This window comes from Herminiimonas arsenitoxidans (assembly GCF_900130075.1).
Classification (GTDB): Bacteria; Pseudomonadota; Gammaproteobacteria; order Burkholderiales; family Burkholderiaceae_D; genus Oxalicibacterium; species Oxalicibacterium arsenitoxidans.
Map to the genome: position 1 here is coordinate 3,330,432 of NZ_LT671418.1, position 14,880 is coordinate 3,345,311.

A 14,880-nucleotide genomic window follows, 5' to 3' on the forward strand; every position below is an offset into this window, starting at 1 on the left:
TCAAAAATGCGGTGAAGAAAACAAACGTTAACATTTGCAAATACGATACAGCTTTGCCCACGTATGCTTTATATAAGGCTTGTAGCGGGATGCGAAGTAGCTGGAAATACGCTGTATATGCTTGCATCTTAGCGGCTTTGATATGTTCCGGGGTAGCAATGTCAGATTTGCTCAGAAAAGGTAATTGACCTGATTGGGGTGTGAAATGCCAAAAAAACAATTAATTACGCGCAAGTGAACTGCGTATTTCTGGTGGTGTAGATCACCGGATGTGCCGAATTTTTAGCCGACAGGAATTTACAACAAATAGGGCGCTGACGAACAAACTTCGAAATTAGGGCACTCCTATAATCCCGACAGACCCCCCAACAAGGAGGGATTTGGAGAGACTGGAGACCTTATGTCAGAGCATATTTGTAGTACAGGATGTAATCACTTTTCACATTTGAACGACGCCGACTTGATGGGTGAGTTCAAGGAAGCGCGTCAGAGCTTACGCGCCGCTATCGGCGGTGCGCCAACCGCTGGTACAGCGGGACTGGCAGGCGTTACCGAGCGTGCGCTGCCTTCGAAAAAAGCCGGTGAGAACGTTAGCCACTATTACGTTCCGGCCAACAACAAAACCATTCATTGGGGCTACTTCAGCAAAACGATGGCGCCGCTGCTGAAGCTGGAATCCGGCGATTACGCCACGATAGAAACGGTTACGCATCACTCCAACGACGATATCGATCGCATGGTCAAAGGCGATCCTGGTGCTGAAAGCATTTTCCAATGGGATGCGAATAGCAAGGCAGTGGATCGTCGTGGCGCAGGTGCGATGGATGATCCATTGGGTGCTGGCGGCGGCCTTGGCGTGCATGTCTGCACCGGTCCTATTTATGTCAATGGCGCTGAACCGGGCGACGTGCTCGAAGTGCGCATCATCGACACCATGCAACGTCCATCGGGTAATCCTGATTACCGCGGCAAGACCTTCGGCTCCAACGTCGCCAGTAACTGGGGCTTCCACTACAACAATTTGGTTACCGAGCCTAAAGGGCGCGAAGTCATCACTATTTATGAAGTGGATGCGACCAGCGAGCAGACTTGGGCCAAGGCGGTTTATAACTACCGTTGGACGCCGCAAACTGACCCGTTTGGCACTGTGCATCCGATCATCGACTACCCAGGTGTGCCAGTCGACAAGAGCACGATCAAACCGAACTACGACATTCTCAAGGGTTATGAAATCCCTGTGCGTCCGCACTTTGGCATGATCGGCGTGGCACCAGTCGAAGCGGATATGGTTTCTTCCATTATCCCTAGCTACAGCGGCGGTAATTTCGACAACTGGCGTATGGGTAAGGGCGCAACTGCATTCTTCCCGGTAGTAGTTCCAGGTGCAATGTTCTCGGTGGGCGATCCACATGCATCGCAAGGTGATGCGGAACTGTGCGGTACGGCGATTGAGTGTTCGTTGACTGGCTTGTTCCAGTTCATCGTGCACAAGAAAGCAGATCTGCCAGGAACGAAACTCTATGGCCTGGACTACCCTCTGCTTGAAACAGCAAGCGAACTGATTGTTCACGGCTTCAGTAGCGCCAACTATCTCAAGGAGTTTGCTGATAGCGGGGACGCTGGTGCGGAGATGCTGAAAAAATCTTCTCTCGATAGCGCAATGACCGATGCCTTCAACAAAACGCGTCGTTTCTTCATGGATACGCGCAATCTTTCTGAAGATGAGGCTATTTCTCTGATCTCGGTTTCAGTCGACTTTGGTATTACGCAAGTCGTTGACGGTAACTGGGGCGTGCACGCCATCATCAAGAAAGCCATCTTCCCTAAGTAATCGCTGGATGCTGTGCTGACGGGGAAAACCGTCAGCACATTTTAAAAATTCAAGCGCTAGCTCTTCAAAACAAAAGCATAGATTTTCCTGCGACAAAAAATCGCACACAGGGAATTCTTAAAAGCTGTCGAAGAGCTGGCTGGCTAGTTTCAAAATTTTAGGCAGCAATGTTGGCCTATCACCTTGGAGGAGAAATAGAAATGAAACCTGAACACGTTTATGTCGGCAGAAATGAAATCGTGGCATTGGTCGTTGGCCTGATCACGGGAACTCTGTATTCATGGCTGAGCTTGCCTATCCCTGCGCCACCGGTCCTGGGTGGAATTTTTGCGATCATCTTTACCTACATTGGTTACCTGATCGTGCAGCGTCTGCGCAAAGCGGTTGTATTCGGTCGCCCGAAGAACAATTAAAAACCGCAATCACCATTTAAAGAAAACAGGAGACACTCATGGTTGAAATTGGCTTTGGTCAAACCGAAATTCTGGCGTCTTGCGTCGGGCTTGTTACCGGATTGATCTATACCTCAGTACGCGCACCGATTCCGGCACCTAACGTTCTGGGTGGCATTTTTGCCATTCTTGGTACCTTCATCGGTTTTGTTTTTGTTGCCGCATTGCGTGGTCAACTGGCGTTTGTGTAATTAATATCCGTGGCGTATGCGCGCCACGTTTTTATACACATGATTCTTACGTACTACGCTAAAAACAAAATGGTATTTGTGCTTCCGGAGAAAAGGCTGGACGAAAAATAGAGCTAAACATGTATGCGTGCATGACAGCTTTGAATGACAGTCTGCTAAAACTTCGGGAGCATTCTTTAGGTTTGTATTAAAAAATATGTAGCCTCGACATGATAAAGCTGGATTCTCAGGTGTCAGTTGCCCTAGTATTGCGAGGGGAGATTGATAAGGAAAGGTCCAACATGCATGTTGATGCGCATACATTTTCTACTGACGCGTTTCCGGTGGAGCTGCGTGAGGCCGCGTGGCAGAATGCGCTTGTCAGTCTTGCATTGACATCAGAGATATCAAACAAAAACAAAGCTTCTCTAGTGGGCTACATCACCTTCGGCGTCTCTCAGTCTGGTTCTGTCTTTAGTACGCTGAACGCATCTCCTCAAGCTTTTACCGCGCGTGACCCGGCGATGCTCATGCGTACGGATTCTGTGACCGCATTCGTGGTATTTGATGGCGTCGGTCAAATTGACGTTGGTGCCGAGACGGCTACAGTTTCATCCGGGGATATTTATCTTCTGGACTCATCCCGTAAATGGAGGCTGGAGCTCAATTCTGCATTTCGCGCCTGTGTGATTCGTTTGGAGAAGGCCAACTTCATATCCAGGCTGATGCACACCGGCAAGACGGACATTTGCAAGATCTCTTCGGCATCTGGTATCGGCAACATCGCGTTTGAGTTTGTAAAGGCGATTACCTTGCAGCTCACTTCACTTGATCCGGAAGATTTGGAGCAAATGGAAGGCGCACTGAGCGCGATGTTTGTAGCGAGTTTGGCGCACAAAGATGAAGACGATGGTGAGCATTCGACCTCGATGCAGCTTAACCATTTAAGACGCATCTGTAGAACCATTGAAGCAAGATTGACGGACCCGGATCTTTCTGCGGTTGATATTGCGCGATCTGAACAATTATCCGCTCGCTATCTTCAAAAGCTATTTGCCTCGGCAGGTACAACTTTTGGGGAATATGTAAAGAAGCGACGCCTGGATCGTTGTCGGATTGATTTATCCAACAAGTCTCTCAAACATCTAACGATTTCGGAATTGTGTTTTCGCTGGGGTTTCAATGATGCGGCAAATTTCAGCCGTGCTTTCCATCTTGAATTTGGTGTGTCGCCGAAGACATATCGAGCGCAACCGCGTGTTGTTGCGAAGAGCTATCCGCAACGTGGCAGTCCTGGTACTGCTTCAACGCATAAAGGTGACGATTCCGTTGCTTTAATTCATAGCAAGGTCTTGGCGCCTGATGGCGAATTGACGCGCAGTGCGCGCTTTGCCGAAGTATTGGTTGAAGCCGCTCTGATAGAAACAGCACTCGCACTGACACCCAAACGTTCAACTGCATCTGATCCTGAAGCTGAGTCGAGTAACGGCGGCGCAGCTAGTACTCATTACTACATCCCGGCTTCCGACAAAACCGTGCATTGGGGTTATTTCAGCCAATTGATCAAGCCGATACTCTCGGTCAATTCCGGAGATTTTGTCACGATAGAAACGGTGACCCAACATGCCTACGATGATTACGAGCGCATGATCAAGGGCGACCCTGGTGCTGAAAGTATCTTCTTTTGGGATAAGGATAGAAAGGCGATAGATCGCAGGGGCGCTGGTCCTGTGAATGCTTCTATTTTTGGACGTGGTGCGGGTGAGGGTTTCGGCGTTCATATATGTACCGGCCCGGTCTATGTAAAAAATGCTGAACCTGGTGACGTTCTGGAGATACGCATTCTTGACGTCATGCCGCGACCCAGTGCGAGTCCGGATCATGCCGGTCAGTCATTTGGCAGTAACGCTGCCTCATGGTGGGGCTTTCATTATCACGATCTATTGACTGAGCCCAAGCCGCGCGAAGTCATCACCATTTATGAAATTCTGGATGCGGATCACGGTAGCTGCGCCAAGGCTGTTTATAACTTCCGCTGGACACCGCAAACAGATCCTTTCGGCGTCGTACATGAAACGATCGATTACCCAGGCGTGCCGGTAGATCACGACACTATCGTCAAAAATTTCGAAGTGCTCAAGAACGCCCGTATCCCGGTGCGTCCTCATTTTGGCGTACTGGCTGTAGCGCCTGCGCAGGATGAGCCTCTGGACTCTGTGCCACCCAGTTATTTTGGCGGGAATCTGGATAACTGGCGCGCGACCAAAGGCGCTACGCTTTATTTACCGGTTGCAGTAGACGGAGCACTTTTTTCGGTTGGTGACCCTCATGCATCACAAGGCGATTCCGAGCTTTGTGGAACGGCCATTGAATGTTCATTGAGCGGTAAGTTTCAACTTGTGCTGCACAAGAAACAAGATTTGGAAGGCGGATTTTTTGACGACTTGGACTATCCTTTCCTGGAGACGGAAACTGAATGGGTCATTCAAGGATTTAGCTATGCCAACCACTTGGTGCAATTAGGGCCGCACGCCCAGACTGACGTATATAACAAGGCGACATTGGATTTGGCGATGCGAGATGCATTTCGAAAAACGCGTCGTTACCTGATGACTGCACATAAGCTGACTGAAGATGAAGCCATTTCCCTGATTTCAGTCGCAGTTGATTTTGGTGTGACACAGGTAGTCAATGGCAACTGGGGCGTGCACGCGATCATACGGAAGTCCATATTCGCTGACATGCGTGCCGATGATGCGCCACAGTTGTAGTGGGCTTGATGATTGCGGAATATTCATATTAATTTAGCCATTCATTCGTACGGTGAAGCTAGTCTTGCAGTGCTAGAACATCTTAAATTTGGCACTTTGTCTCAAGTCCATAATTTGAGCTACACTTGCAAGCAATTTATTGAGCATTCCTGATGCGCCATTCCTTTTCATCCTTTTGCCGTTTAATTGCTTGCTTCCTAGTCATGACTGTTCTGACTTCAGGAATAGCGATGGCTGCGTACGTCTGCCCGCAGACTATGGTGCCTATGCAAGAGATGGCGATGGGGGATATGCCATGCGCAGGAATGGATGTCGAGAAACCCGTTCATTGCGCTGAACAGCAGTCAGGTGTTGAATTGGCACTTGAACATCTAGCAACAGCACCTTCGCTGACACCAACCATTGTTTCATTCATCATGCCGGCATCTCTGCCGGTTGTTCCTGCCGTTCTGGCTTCAGCCTGGACAGACGCTCCTCTGGAATTAGGCGTAGACCCGCCTTATCTCCGAACGCAACGACTCCGCATTTGATTTAACCCCCAGTTGTTTCGCTGACCGGCATTGTGCCGTGGTTGGCGTTCGTCTTTATTATCGGGGGTTATATGTTTTTGCGTATCTACGCGCTACTGAATCATCAGTCGCGCGCACTCTGCCGAATCAGCGTATTACTGGCGCTGGCTTTTGGCTCATCTTTTGTTAACGCCCAGTCCAATGGACTCACATTAAACGAAGCAGTGCAGCTTTCCCTGCAGCGTTCGTCGTTTACCAAGGCCGCTAACGCATCTGTAATGGCCAGTCGCGAATCAGCTGCTAAAGCTGACCAATTGCCTGATCCGATGCTGAAAGTTGGCATCGACAATCTGCCGGTGACGGGTAGTGACCGTTACAGCACCACGAGCGACTTCATGACTATGCGCCGGGTCGGTATCGAACAGCAGTGGGTCTCTGCCGACAAGCGTGTTGCGCGCTCTGAACGTGCCCAGCGCGCCGTCGAAATGGAAGAAAGCAATTATCTGGAAAGCGTTGCCAAGGTACGGGAAGAGGCCGCCAAGGCATGGGTCAATGTGCTGTACGGTCAGCGTACATTGGCGTTGGTCAGTGCCATGGAAAAAGAAGCGTCTGATGATCTGAATGCGGTGAATGCGGCACATCGTGGTGCCAAGGCAAACGCCTCGGATGTGATGCAAGCGCAATTGACACTCTCGCAAGCGCAAGATGCAACGCATAAAAACACACAGGATTTGCGGAATGCGCGTCTTGCACTAAGCCGCTGGACAGGCATGCCAGCTGCCACGGTCGCCGACGAGACGCCCAAGCTGACTTCGCATGTGCCAGGATTGCCTGTCGAAGAACTCGAAAAATATCATCCGATGTTATTGACGGCTCGTCGTGCAATCAATCTGGCTGACGCCGACAGTACCGTTGCGACTCGCGAAAGTAACCCGGACTGGTCGATCGAAGCGTCTTACAGCCAGCGTGGCAGTCAGTACTCAAACATGGTGTCCTTTGGCATCAGTATTCCCTTAGCCGTTAATCGCGCGCAAAAGCAGAACCGCGACATCGCTGAAAAATCTGCCCTGGGTACCAAAGCCAGGATGCAGTACGAAGAGGCATTGCGTGAACTACAGACTGAAATCGAGAATCAGTCATCCACTCTGGACAGTCTTAAATCCCGTGTAACGCAACTCAACGCGCAGTTGCTACCGTCTGCCTCGCAGCAGGTGGAGCTGGCAATGGCTGCTTACCGTTCGGGGGGCGGCAGTCTGAGTGCTGTCTTCAATGCGAAAAAAATGTTGTTGGAACGACGGCTGCAAATAGTCGAGCTTGAAAGAGAAGCTGCCCTGACTTGGGCGGCGCTGGAATATCACGTGGTTCCACACGACATGGTGTCTGCAGGAGAGATGAAATGAAATCGAAATTCGCATTGAAAGCGATAGGCTTGGTATTAGCAGGTGCTGGCCTTGTGTTTGGCGGGTATTGGTTCGGTACGCAAAAAATTATGAATGACGCTTCTACCTCTGGTGCGACGACAGGAAAAATTGACCCGAAGACAGGTCGCAAAGTCTTGTATTGGCACGACCCTATGGTCCCGGGAAATAAGTTCGACAAGCCGGGTAAAAGCCCTTTCATGGATATGCAGTTGGTTCCGGTTTATGCGGATGAAGCTTCGGAAGATGGTGGCGTAAAAGTCAGTCCAACACTTCAACAGAATCTCGGCATTCGCTTTGCGACTGTAAGGCGCGAAGAAGTACGTGACGCATTTGAGGTAGTCGGCACAACGCAGTTTGATGAGAGTGCATCGGAAGTCGTGCAAAGCCGTGTGACGGGATACATCGATAAACTGTATGCCCGTTCACCTCAACAACGCATCAAGCGGGGTGAGGCAATTGCTTCTATTTTTGTTCCCGACTGGATTGCACCGCAAGAGGAATATCTGGCACTCAAGCGTGGCGGGAATGCCGAACTAGCGGCAGCCGCTCGACAAAGAATGCGAGCGATGTCTATCCCGGACGGATTGATAAATCAGGCGGACCGCACCGGACAATCACAAAAGCACTTCACGCTGACATCTCCAGTTGACGGCGTCATCACCGAGTTGTCCGTACGCGATGGGGCAATGGTCGCTCCCGGCATGACCATTGCAAAAGTCGCAGGTTTAAACAAGGTGTGGTTGGTAGCAGAAGTGCCAGAGACATTGAGCAATACAGTCCGCTCCGGCATGACGGTCGAAGCTACATTCTCCGGTGACGCGAATAGGAAATACAGCGGCAAGGTTCGAGAAATCCTACCGGGTATCAGTACTGCGACACGAACTCTGCAGGCTCGGCTGGAACTTGATAATCGTGATGGCAGCCTTACACCAGGCATGCTCATGCGTGTTCGACTGGATGCCGAGAAGCCAGTTTCGCGTCTTCTGGTTCCGAGCGAAGCCGTGATTGCAAGCGGCAAGCAATCCATCGTCCTGGTGGCTGGCGAAAACAACAGCATGCAACCTGTTGTTGTAACGACTGGCCGGGATACTGGCAACGATACCGAGATTTTGAGTGGATTGAGTGAGGGACAGAAAGTAGTCGCCTCGGGGCAATTCCTTATTGATTCGGAAGCTAGCTTGAAGTCAGTGTTACCCAAGTTTTCTGGAAACAATCAGACAATGCAGCCGGCAGCATCTGCTGTTCACCGGGGCATAGGCACTGTAGAGAAAGTAACGCCAAAAGCATTGACCCTTTCGCACAAGCCGATTGCTGAACTTGAATGGGGTGCGATGACGATGGACTTTAACAAGTCGCGTCCTGATGCATTCGGCGAGATAAAAGCAGGACAGGAAGTGGAATTCTCGTTCAAGGAAAACGACGACGGCTACCTACTCGAAAGCGTCCAACCAATTGGAGGCAAGCGATGATTGCGCGAATTATTCGCTGGTCCATTGCCAATCGATTCTGGGTACTGCTTGCTGCGCTGGTCATCGCGGGTTGGGGCCTGTGGTCCTTGAACAAAACACCTTTGGACGCATTGCCAGATCTGTCGGATACGCAAGTCATCATTCGCGCCCAGTATCCCGGCAAGGCCCCACAGATAGTGGAAGACCAGGTTACTTATCCACTAACCACAGCACTGTTAGCTGTTCCGGGTGCCAAAACTGTCCGTGGTTATTCCTTCTTTGGCGACTCGTTTGTCTATGTTCTTTTTGACGATGCGACGGACCAATACTGGGCGCGCTCCAGGGTGCTGGAATATATCAGCCAGGTGCAAAGCCGCTTACCACAAGGTGTGCGCGCCGAGCTTGGACCGGATGGAACCGGAGTCGGCTGGATATTTGAATACGCCTTAGTCGACCGCACAGGACACAACGACCTCAGCCAGTTACGAACATTGAATGACTGGTTTCTGAAGTTCGAGCTGAAAACCGTTCCAGATGTAGCCGAGGTTGCCAGCATCGGCGGCATGGTGAAGCAGTATCAAGTCATCCTCGACCCAGACAAGTTACGCGTATTCGGTATCTCGCATGCCAAGGTGCTTGATGCATTGGCGAAGGCAAATCAGGAATCCGGTGGTTCGGTCGTCGAAATGGCCGAGACCGAATATATGGTGCGCTCTCACGGGTATTTGCGTTCGCTGGAAGATTTTCGCAATGTTCTCCTCAACGCAAATGATGCAGGTACACCTGTGTTACTCAGAGATGTAGCAACAGTGCGCATTGGCCCTGAAATGCGTCGTGGTATTGCGGAGTTGAATGGGGAAGGTGAAGTTGCTGGGGGCGTTGTCGTCATGCGCTCTGGTAAGAACGCATTGGAGACCATCAAAGCCGTCAAGGCAAAACTAGCTACTTTGCAAAGCTCGCTTCCCAAGGGTGTGGAAGTCGTCACAACCTATGACCGCTCCAAACTGATTACGGCAGCGGTGACCAATCTTCGCGACAAGCTGATTGAAGAATTTATTGTCGTCGCATTGGTCTGCGCGATATTTTTGTTTCATCTGCGCAGTGCCTTGGTCGCCATCATCTCGCTTCCTTTAGGCGTGCTCGCTGCATTCATTGTGATGCGCTACCAAGGGGTCAATGCCAATCTGATGTCCTTAGGTGGCATCGCCATTGCCGTCGGTGCGATGGTAGATGCGGCGATTGTCATGATTGAAAATGCGCACAAGCATCTGGAAGCCTATTCGCACGAGCATCCGAATCAGGAAATTAGTGCCCGTGAGAGATGGGACTTGATTGCAGAGTCGGCGATTGAGGTTGGACCGGCGCTGTTCTTCTCGCTGCTTATCGTTACGCTATCTTTCATTCCGGTATTCGCCTTGGAAGCGCAGGAGGGCAAGCTGTTCGCGCCGTTGGCATATACAAAAACCTACACCTTAGCTGCTGCGGCTGGTCTGGCGATTACGCTGATACCGGTATTGATGGGGTACATGATACGTGGGCGTATTCCAAGCGAAGCATCGAATCCGATTAATCGCGTACTGATACGCGCGTACCGACCTTGGTTGAATGCAAGTCTGGCGCATCCGAAATGGACGATTGCGATTGCGTTTATTACTCTTGTCCTGACGGTGATTCCGCTGTCCCAACTGGGAGGCGAGTTCCTGCCACCCCTGGACGAAGGTGATTTGTTGTACATGCCTTCTGCATTGCCCGGACTGTCTGCATCCAAAGCCAGCGAATTGCTGCAGCAGACCGACCGACTAATCAAAACCGTACCCGAAGTCGCGACGGTCTTTGGTAAAGCTGGTCGCGCCGAATCAGCGACAGACCCTGCACCGTTGGAAATGTTTGAAACGACGATTCAGTTCAAACCGAAAGACCAATGGCGTCCTGGCATGACATCTGAAAAACTCATTGAAGAGCTGGACCGGATAGTCAAGGTTCCAGGACTATCGAATGTTTGGGTACCACCTATCCGAAATCGTATCGACATGCTTTCAACCGGCATCAAGACGCCAGTCGGTGTGAAGGTGTCTGGTGCTGATCTAGGCGAAATCGATAAAATCGCCACGCAAATCGAAGCCATCGTCAAAAAGGTGCCGGGGGTAACTTCTGCACTGGCAGAACGCGTAAGCGGCGGACGCTATATCGATGTTGATATCGACCGCGCCAAAGCAGCGCGATATGGCCTTGCAGTGACGGACGTGCAGTCGGTTATTTCATCTGCGATTGGCGGAGAAAACATTGGTGAAGTTGTGGATGGACGCCAGCGCTTTCCTATCAATGTCCGCTACTCGCAGGATTACCGTAACTCTGTGCAAACACTACGTGACTTCCCCATTGTCACGGATAGAGGTGCACAGGTAAGGCTGGGGGATATTACGAACATCAAGGTAACTGATGGGCCGCCAATGATACGCAGCGAGAATGCACGGCTTTCTGGCTGGGTTTATGTCGATGTGCGCGGAACGGACTTGCACACAGCTGTGAAAGCAATGCAGGCAGCGGTGGCAAAAGAAGTAAAACTCCCACCTGGATATTCGATAGGCTGGTCAGGGCAATTTGAATATCTGGAGCGAGCTGTCGCCAAGTTGCAAACGGTCATTCCACTCACGCTGGCAGTGATTCTTATCCTTCTGTATTTAGCGTTTCGCTCAGTATCAGAAGCATTGCTACTCATGCTGACTGTGCCTTTCGCACTCATCGGCGGCTTCTGGTTTGTGTGGCTACTCGGTCATGCCGTTTCGGTGGCTACTGCAGTTGGGTTTATTGCATTGGCAGGGCTGGCGGCTGAGTTCGGCGTCGTGATGCTGGTGTATCTACGCAATTCATTGAATCAGCGATTGCAATCCGGCCAGCCGTTGAGCAAGGAACTCATTGCGGAAGCGATACGGGAAGGTGCGGTACTGCGTGTGCGCCCCAAAGCCATGACAGTGGCAGTTATCTTGGCCGGTCTTGTCCCGATTATGTTCGGTAGCGGTGCTGGCTCTGAAGTAATGCAACGGATTGCCGCACCGATGGTGGGCGGCATGATTACCGCACCATTGTTGTCGCTTTTTGTGATTCCAGCAGCATGGCGTTTGCTTCAAGAACGCAAATTACGTTTGGCAGTACGAAACAAATCAATCTAACTACTAAGGAGTATCAAATGAAAAAATCGTTTTTGAATCTGGTGGCAGTTTGCGGCTTTTCTCTGATGGCAGTGAATGTTTACGCTGACCAAAGAACCATGGGAACGGACATGGCAGGAATGAAGATGGAAGGGATGAAAATGGACAAGATGCCAGCGACATCAGCGAGTGCGACTACCCTGTCGGATGGCGTAGTCAAAGCCGTTGATAAAGAGAACAAAAGCATTACCCTGAAACACGGTCGCATCAAGAGCGCGACAGTGGAAATGGGGCCTATGACCATGCCGTTTGCAGTGAAAGACAAAGCGCTACTTTCTAATGTAAAAGTAGGCGACAAGGTGAAATTTACGGTTGAGAACGTCGATGGAGAAGCAACAGTGACGGTGTTATCTGTTCAGAAATAATAGAGCCAGTCGCTCAAGCCGCTTGTCGTTGATTTTGGTGTGATGCAGGTAGTCGATGGCAATTCTGGCGTACATGTAGTTGCTATTAATGAAATATTTCTGACTCGTCAGTAATGGTTGCTAAAGACAAGCAGTAATGGATATGTATTGTCGATTCATTATTGCTAGTCTTTGCACAGATGTAGCAGACGTTTTTCATTCTCACTAAAGCGTTAAAAATCGTACCAAATACACAAGCGTTTTCCCGGATTTAACCAATATTCACACATCAGTCGCAATATCTTTGCGACGGCATCGTTTATCTCTAAAGATTCCTTCTTAATTGACGTAATCAGGATTGAGTTGAGGTGAAAATTTTTTCTCTTCAATGTCTCATTATTTTTGCGCTAAAAGCATCATTCATAACGCGCAAGCAATCCTTCATATTAGACAGGCAACCCATGCAAAACAAACAACAATCTCTCGGCGGAACCGAGGTATTGGCGTTTACGCTAGGCAGCGAAGAATACGGTATCGATATTCTGAAAGTGCAGGAAATCCGCGGTTACGATGCCGTCACCAAAATCGCTAATGCACCTGAGTTCATCAAGGGTGTCATTAATCTGCGCGGCATCATTGTTCCGATTGTCGACATGCGCATCATGTTCAAACTCGGTTTGCCGACGTATGACCAATTCACGGTGGTCATTATTCTTAATATTGGCAATCGTGTAGTCGGAATGGTGGTCGACAGCGTTTCTGACGTCATTACGCTGAATAACGAACAGATCAAGCCTGCGCCAGAAATGGGAACCGCGATGGATACGGATTATTTGATCGGGTTGGGAACGATCGAAGAACGCATGCTGATCCTGGTTGATATTGACAAGCTGATGTCATCCTCCGAAATGGGGCTGATCGAAAAAATTGCGGCCTGAGAATAGAGCTGCTTCACATAATTAACTGGTCTGAGGGAATGATGTTCAATAATTTATCAATCAAGATGCGTCTCATCGGCACGATGGCTTTCATGGGAATGATGCTGATTGTCGGTGGTGCGATGGGTGTGATTGGCTTGCAAAGCACGAACGACTCACTGAAGGATGTCTACGGCAATCAACTGGCATCTTCTCTTGCCATCAATCTGTCGATGACGCGGATGTTCCAGGCGCGTTCGGCCATTGATCGTGTCGTCCTTAAACCGGATGCGCCTACTGTAGGTGACTTGATCGCGCGTTCAGCAACGCTGCGTGCCCAATCTGATGCGGCATGGAAGGATTACTACTCCTTGCCGATGAATGCGGATGAAAAGAAACTGGCTGATATCGTCACCGAAAAACGCAATATTTATGTGCGTGATGGCGCACTTCCTCTGCTCGCTGCCGTGCAAGCCGGGCGGCATGCAGAAGCCAGCGATCTCATGTTTGTAAAGACCTCACCTTTATTTACTGACATGCGTGAGAGCGCAGAGAAGCTGACGGACTTTCAATTGAAGACTGCCGCTGCAGCGTATGAATCCAGTCAATCCATGTACAGCATGTTCCGCATTGCGGCGATTGGTGGCGTTTTGTTTGGGTTGCTGGCTGTTTCAATATCAGCTTTCTTCCTGATCCGCGCGATCATGCAACCGCTGCAGGAAATGCTGGGTCATTTCGGTGCGATTTCTTCTGGTGATTTGACTAGCCGTATCGAAGTCAAATCCAAGAATGAAATGGGCGTGCTGATGCACGGCTTGCAAAAAATGCAGACTAGCTTGACCGAAACTGTACACAACGTTCGTCAAGGCAGTACGGCGATCAGTACAGCGACCACGCAAATCGCAGCGGGCAATCTGGATTTGTCCAGCCGCACTGAACAGCAAGCCAGCTCACTGGAAGAAACAGCTTCGTCGATGGAAGAGCTGACCTCGACTGTGAGACAGAACGTTGACAACGCACGCCAAGCCAACCAGCTTGCCGCATCTGCTTCCAGCGTTGCAGAAAAAGGCGGTGCAGTGGTGTCGCAAGTGGTCGATACGATGGAAGACATCAATACTTCTGCCAAAAAGATTGTGGACATCATTGGCGTTATCGACGGCATTGCCTTCCAAACCAATATTCTGGCCTTGAATGCCGCAGTGGAAGCAGCCCGTGCCGGCGAGCAAGGTCGTGGATTTGCCGTGGTAGCGAGTGAAGTGCGTAATTTGGCGCAACGCTCGGCTGCAGCAGCGAAAGAAATCAAGACCTTGATCGGTGACTCTGTCGGTAAAGTAGAGATCGGCAGCAAGCTGGTCGGTGAAGCTGGCGTCACGATGGAAGAAGTTGTGCACAGTGTTAAACGTGTGACTGACATCATGTCCGAGATCATGGCGGCGAGCCAGGAACAAAGCGCCGGCATCGAGCAAGTGAATCAGGCCATTGGTCAGATGGATCAAGTCACGCAGCAGAATGCAGCGTTGGTAGAGGAAGCTGCAGCTGCAGCGGAATCGCTCAACGAACAAGCGATCAAGTTGGCAGAAGCAGTCAGTGTCTTCAAACTGGATCGCATGGAAGTATCCGCATCCGCCAAGACGGCAACAAAAATCGCAGCAGTAGCACCTGCCAAACGTGCGATTGCAGCACCTGCACCAGCGCGTAAGAAAGTGTCGAATGGTGTAGCGGCAGGCGGCGATGACTGGGAAGAGTTTTAAGTTATCACTTGCTGTAATCAGGTAAGCGCTGCGCCGCTTGCCTGATCAATCTTGTTA

11 protein-coding genes are annotated in these 14,880 nt (G+C 50.4%); all 11 read left to right on the plus strand.

Annotation, left to right across the window (positions count from 1 at the left end):
• Positions 1-400: 400 nt before the first annotated feature.
• The 11 genes from BQ6873_RS15830 (at position 401) to BQ6873_RS15880 (ending at position 14,823) form a co-directional block, all read left to right on the plus strand.
• Positions 401-1,831 carry an acetamidase/formamidase family protein gene (locus tag BQ6873_RS15830; RefSeq protein ID WP_076593521.1) on the plus strand — a complete coding sequence of 477 codons (1,431 nt, stop codon included), beginning with the start codon at positions 401-403 and terminating at the stop codon, positions 1,829-1,831.
• A 200-nt stretch (positions 1,832-2,031) separates the two neighbouring features.
• Positions 2,032-2,244, plus strand: a complete 213-nt coding sequence (locus tag BQ6873_RS15835) for a XapX domain-containing protein (protein WP_076593522.1) — start codon at positions 2,032-2,034, stop codon at positions 2,242-2,244.
• 38 nt (positions 2,245-2,282) lie between these two features.
• The gene (locus tag BQ6873_RS15840) at positions 2,283-2,474 is read left to right on the plus strand and encodes a DUF1427 family protein (protein WP_076593523.1); all 192 of its coding nucleotides are present in this window, start codon (positions 2,283-2,285) and stop codon (positions 2,472-2,474) included.
• Between the two features lie 281 nt (positions 2,475-2,755).
• Positions 2,756-5,224, plus strand: a complete 2,469-nt coding sequence (locus tag BQ6873_RS15845; protein WP_076593524.1) for an acetamidase/formamidase family protein — start codon at positions 2,756-2,758, stop codon at positions 5,222-5,224.
• Positions 5,225-5,454: 230 nt separating this feature from the next.
• The gene (locus tag BQ6873_RS15850) at positions 5,455-5,754 is read left to right on the plus strand and encodes a hypothetical protein (protein WP_231949370.1); all 300 of its coding nucleotides are present in this window, start codon (positions 5,455-5,457) and stop codon (positions 5,752-5,754) included.
• A 71-nt stretch (positions 5,755-5,825) separates the two neighbouring features.
• On the plus strand, positions 5,826-7,133 hold the full coding sequence (locus tag BQ6873_RS15855; RefSeq protein ID WP_076593526.1) for a TolC family protein: 1,308 nt from the start codon (positions 5,826-5,828) through the stop codon (positions 7,131-7,133).
• The gene (locus tag BQ6873_RS15860) at positions 7,130-8,623 is read left to right on the plus strand and encodes an efflux RND transporter periplasmic adaptor subunit (protein ID WP_076593527.1); all 1,494 of its coding nucleotides are present in this window, start codon (positions 7,130-7,132) and stop codon (positions 8,621-8,623) included. The genes BQ6873_RS15855 and BQ6873_RS15860 overlap by 4 nt, the downstream gene beginning before the upstream one ends.
• Entirely contained in the window at positions 8,620-11,772 is a 3,153-nt protein-coding gene (locus tag BQ6873_RS15865; protein ID WP_076593528.1) for an efflux RND transporter permease subunit, read from the plus strand. The genes BQ6873_RS15860 and BQ6873_RS15865 overlap by 4 nt, the downstream gene beginning before the upstream one ends.
• A 17-nt stretch (positions 11,773-11,789) precedes the next feature.
• Positions 11,790-12,176 carry a copper-binding protein gene (locus tag BQ6873_RS15870; RefSeq protein WP_076593529.1) on the plus strand — a complete coding sequence of 129 codons (387 nt, stop codon included), beginning with the start codon at positions 11,790-11,792 and terminating at the stop codon, positions 12,174-12,176.
• Positions 12,177-12,616: 440 nt separating this feature from the next.
• Complete coding sequence (locus BQ6873_RS15875; RefSeq protein WP_076593530.1) at positions 12,617-13,093, plus strand: chemotaxis protein CheW; 477 nt, start codon at positions 12,617-12,619, stop codon at positions 13,091-13,093.
• Positions 13,094-13,134: 41 nt separating this feature from the next.
• Positions 13,135-14,823, plus strand: a complete 1,689-nt coding sequence (locus tag BQ6873_RS15880; protein ID WP_076593531.1) for a methyl-accepting chemotaxis protein — start codon at positions 13,135-13,137, stop codon at positions 14,821-14,823.
• Positions 14,824-14,880: the final 57 nt, after the last annotated feature.

Coding starts and splice junctions, on each gene's coding strand:
- BQ6873_RS15830 (WP_076593521.1), top strand. CDS start 401: ATGTCAGAGCATATTTGTAGTACAGGATGTAATCACTTTTCACATTTG.
- BQ6873_RS15835 (WP_076593522.1), top strand. CDS start 2,032: ATGAAACCTGAACACGTTTATGTCGGCAGAAATGAAATCGTGGCATTG.
- BQ6873_RS15840 (WP_076593523.1), top strand. CDS start 2,283: ATGGTTGAAATTGGCTTTGGTCAAACCGAAATTCTGGCGTCTTGCGTC.
- BQ6873_RS15845 (WP_076593524.1), top strand. CDS start 2,756: ATGCATGTTGATGCGCATACATTTTCTACTGACGCGTTTCCGGTGGAG.
- BQ6873_RS15850 (WP_231949370.1), top strand. CDS start 5,455: ATGGCTGCGTACGTCTGCCCGCAGACTATGGTGCCTATGCAAGAGATG.
- BQ6873_RS15855 (WP_076593526.1), top strand. CDS start 5,826: ATGTTTTTGCGTATCTACGCGCTACTGAATCATCAGTCGCGCGCACTC.
- BQ6873_RS15860 (WP_076593527.1), top strand. CDS start 7,130: ATGAAATCGAAATTCGCATTGAAAGCGATAGGCTTGGTATTAGCAGGT.
- BQ6873_RS15865 (WP_076593528.1), top strand. CDS start 8,620: ATGATTGCGCGAATTATTCGCTGGTCCATTGCCAATCGATTCTGGGTA.
- BQ6873_RS15870 (WP_076593529.1), top strand. CDS start 11,790: ATGAAAAAATCGTTTTTGAATCTGGTGGCAGTTTGCGGCTTTTCTCTG.
- BQ6873_RS15875 (WP_076593530.1), top strand. CDS start 12,617: ATGCAAAACAAACAACAATCTCTCGGCGGAACCGAGGTATTGGCGTTT.
- BQ6873_RS15880 (WP_076593531.1), top strand. CDS start 13,135: ATGTTCAATAATTTATCAATCAAGATGCGTCTCATCGGCACGATGGCT.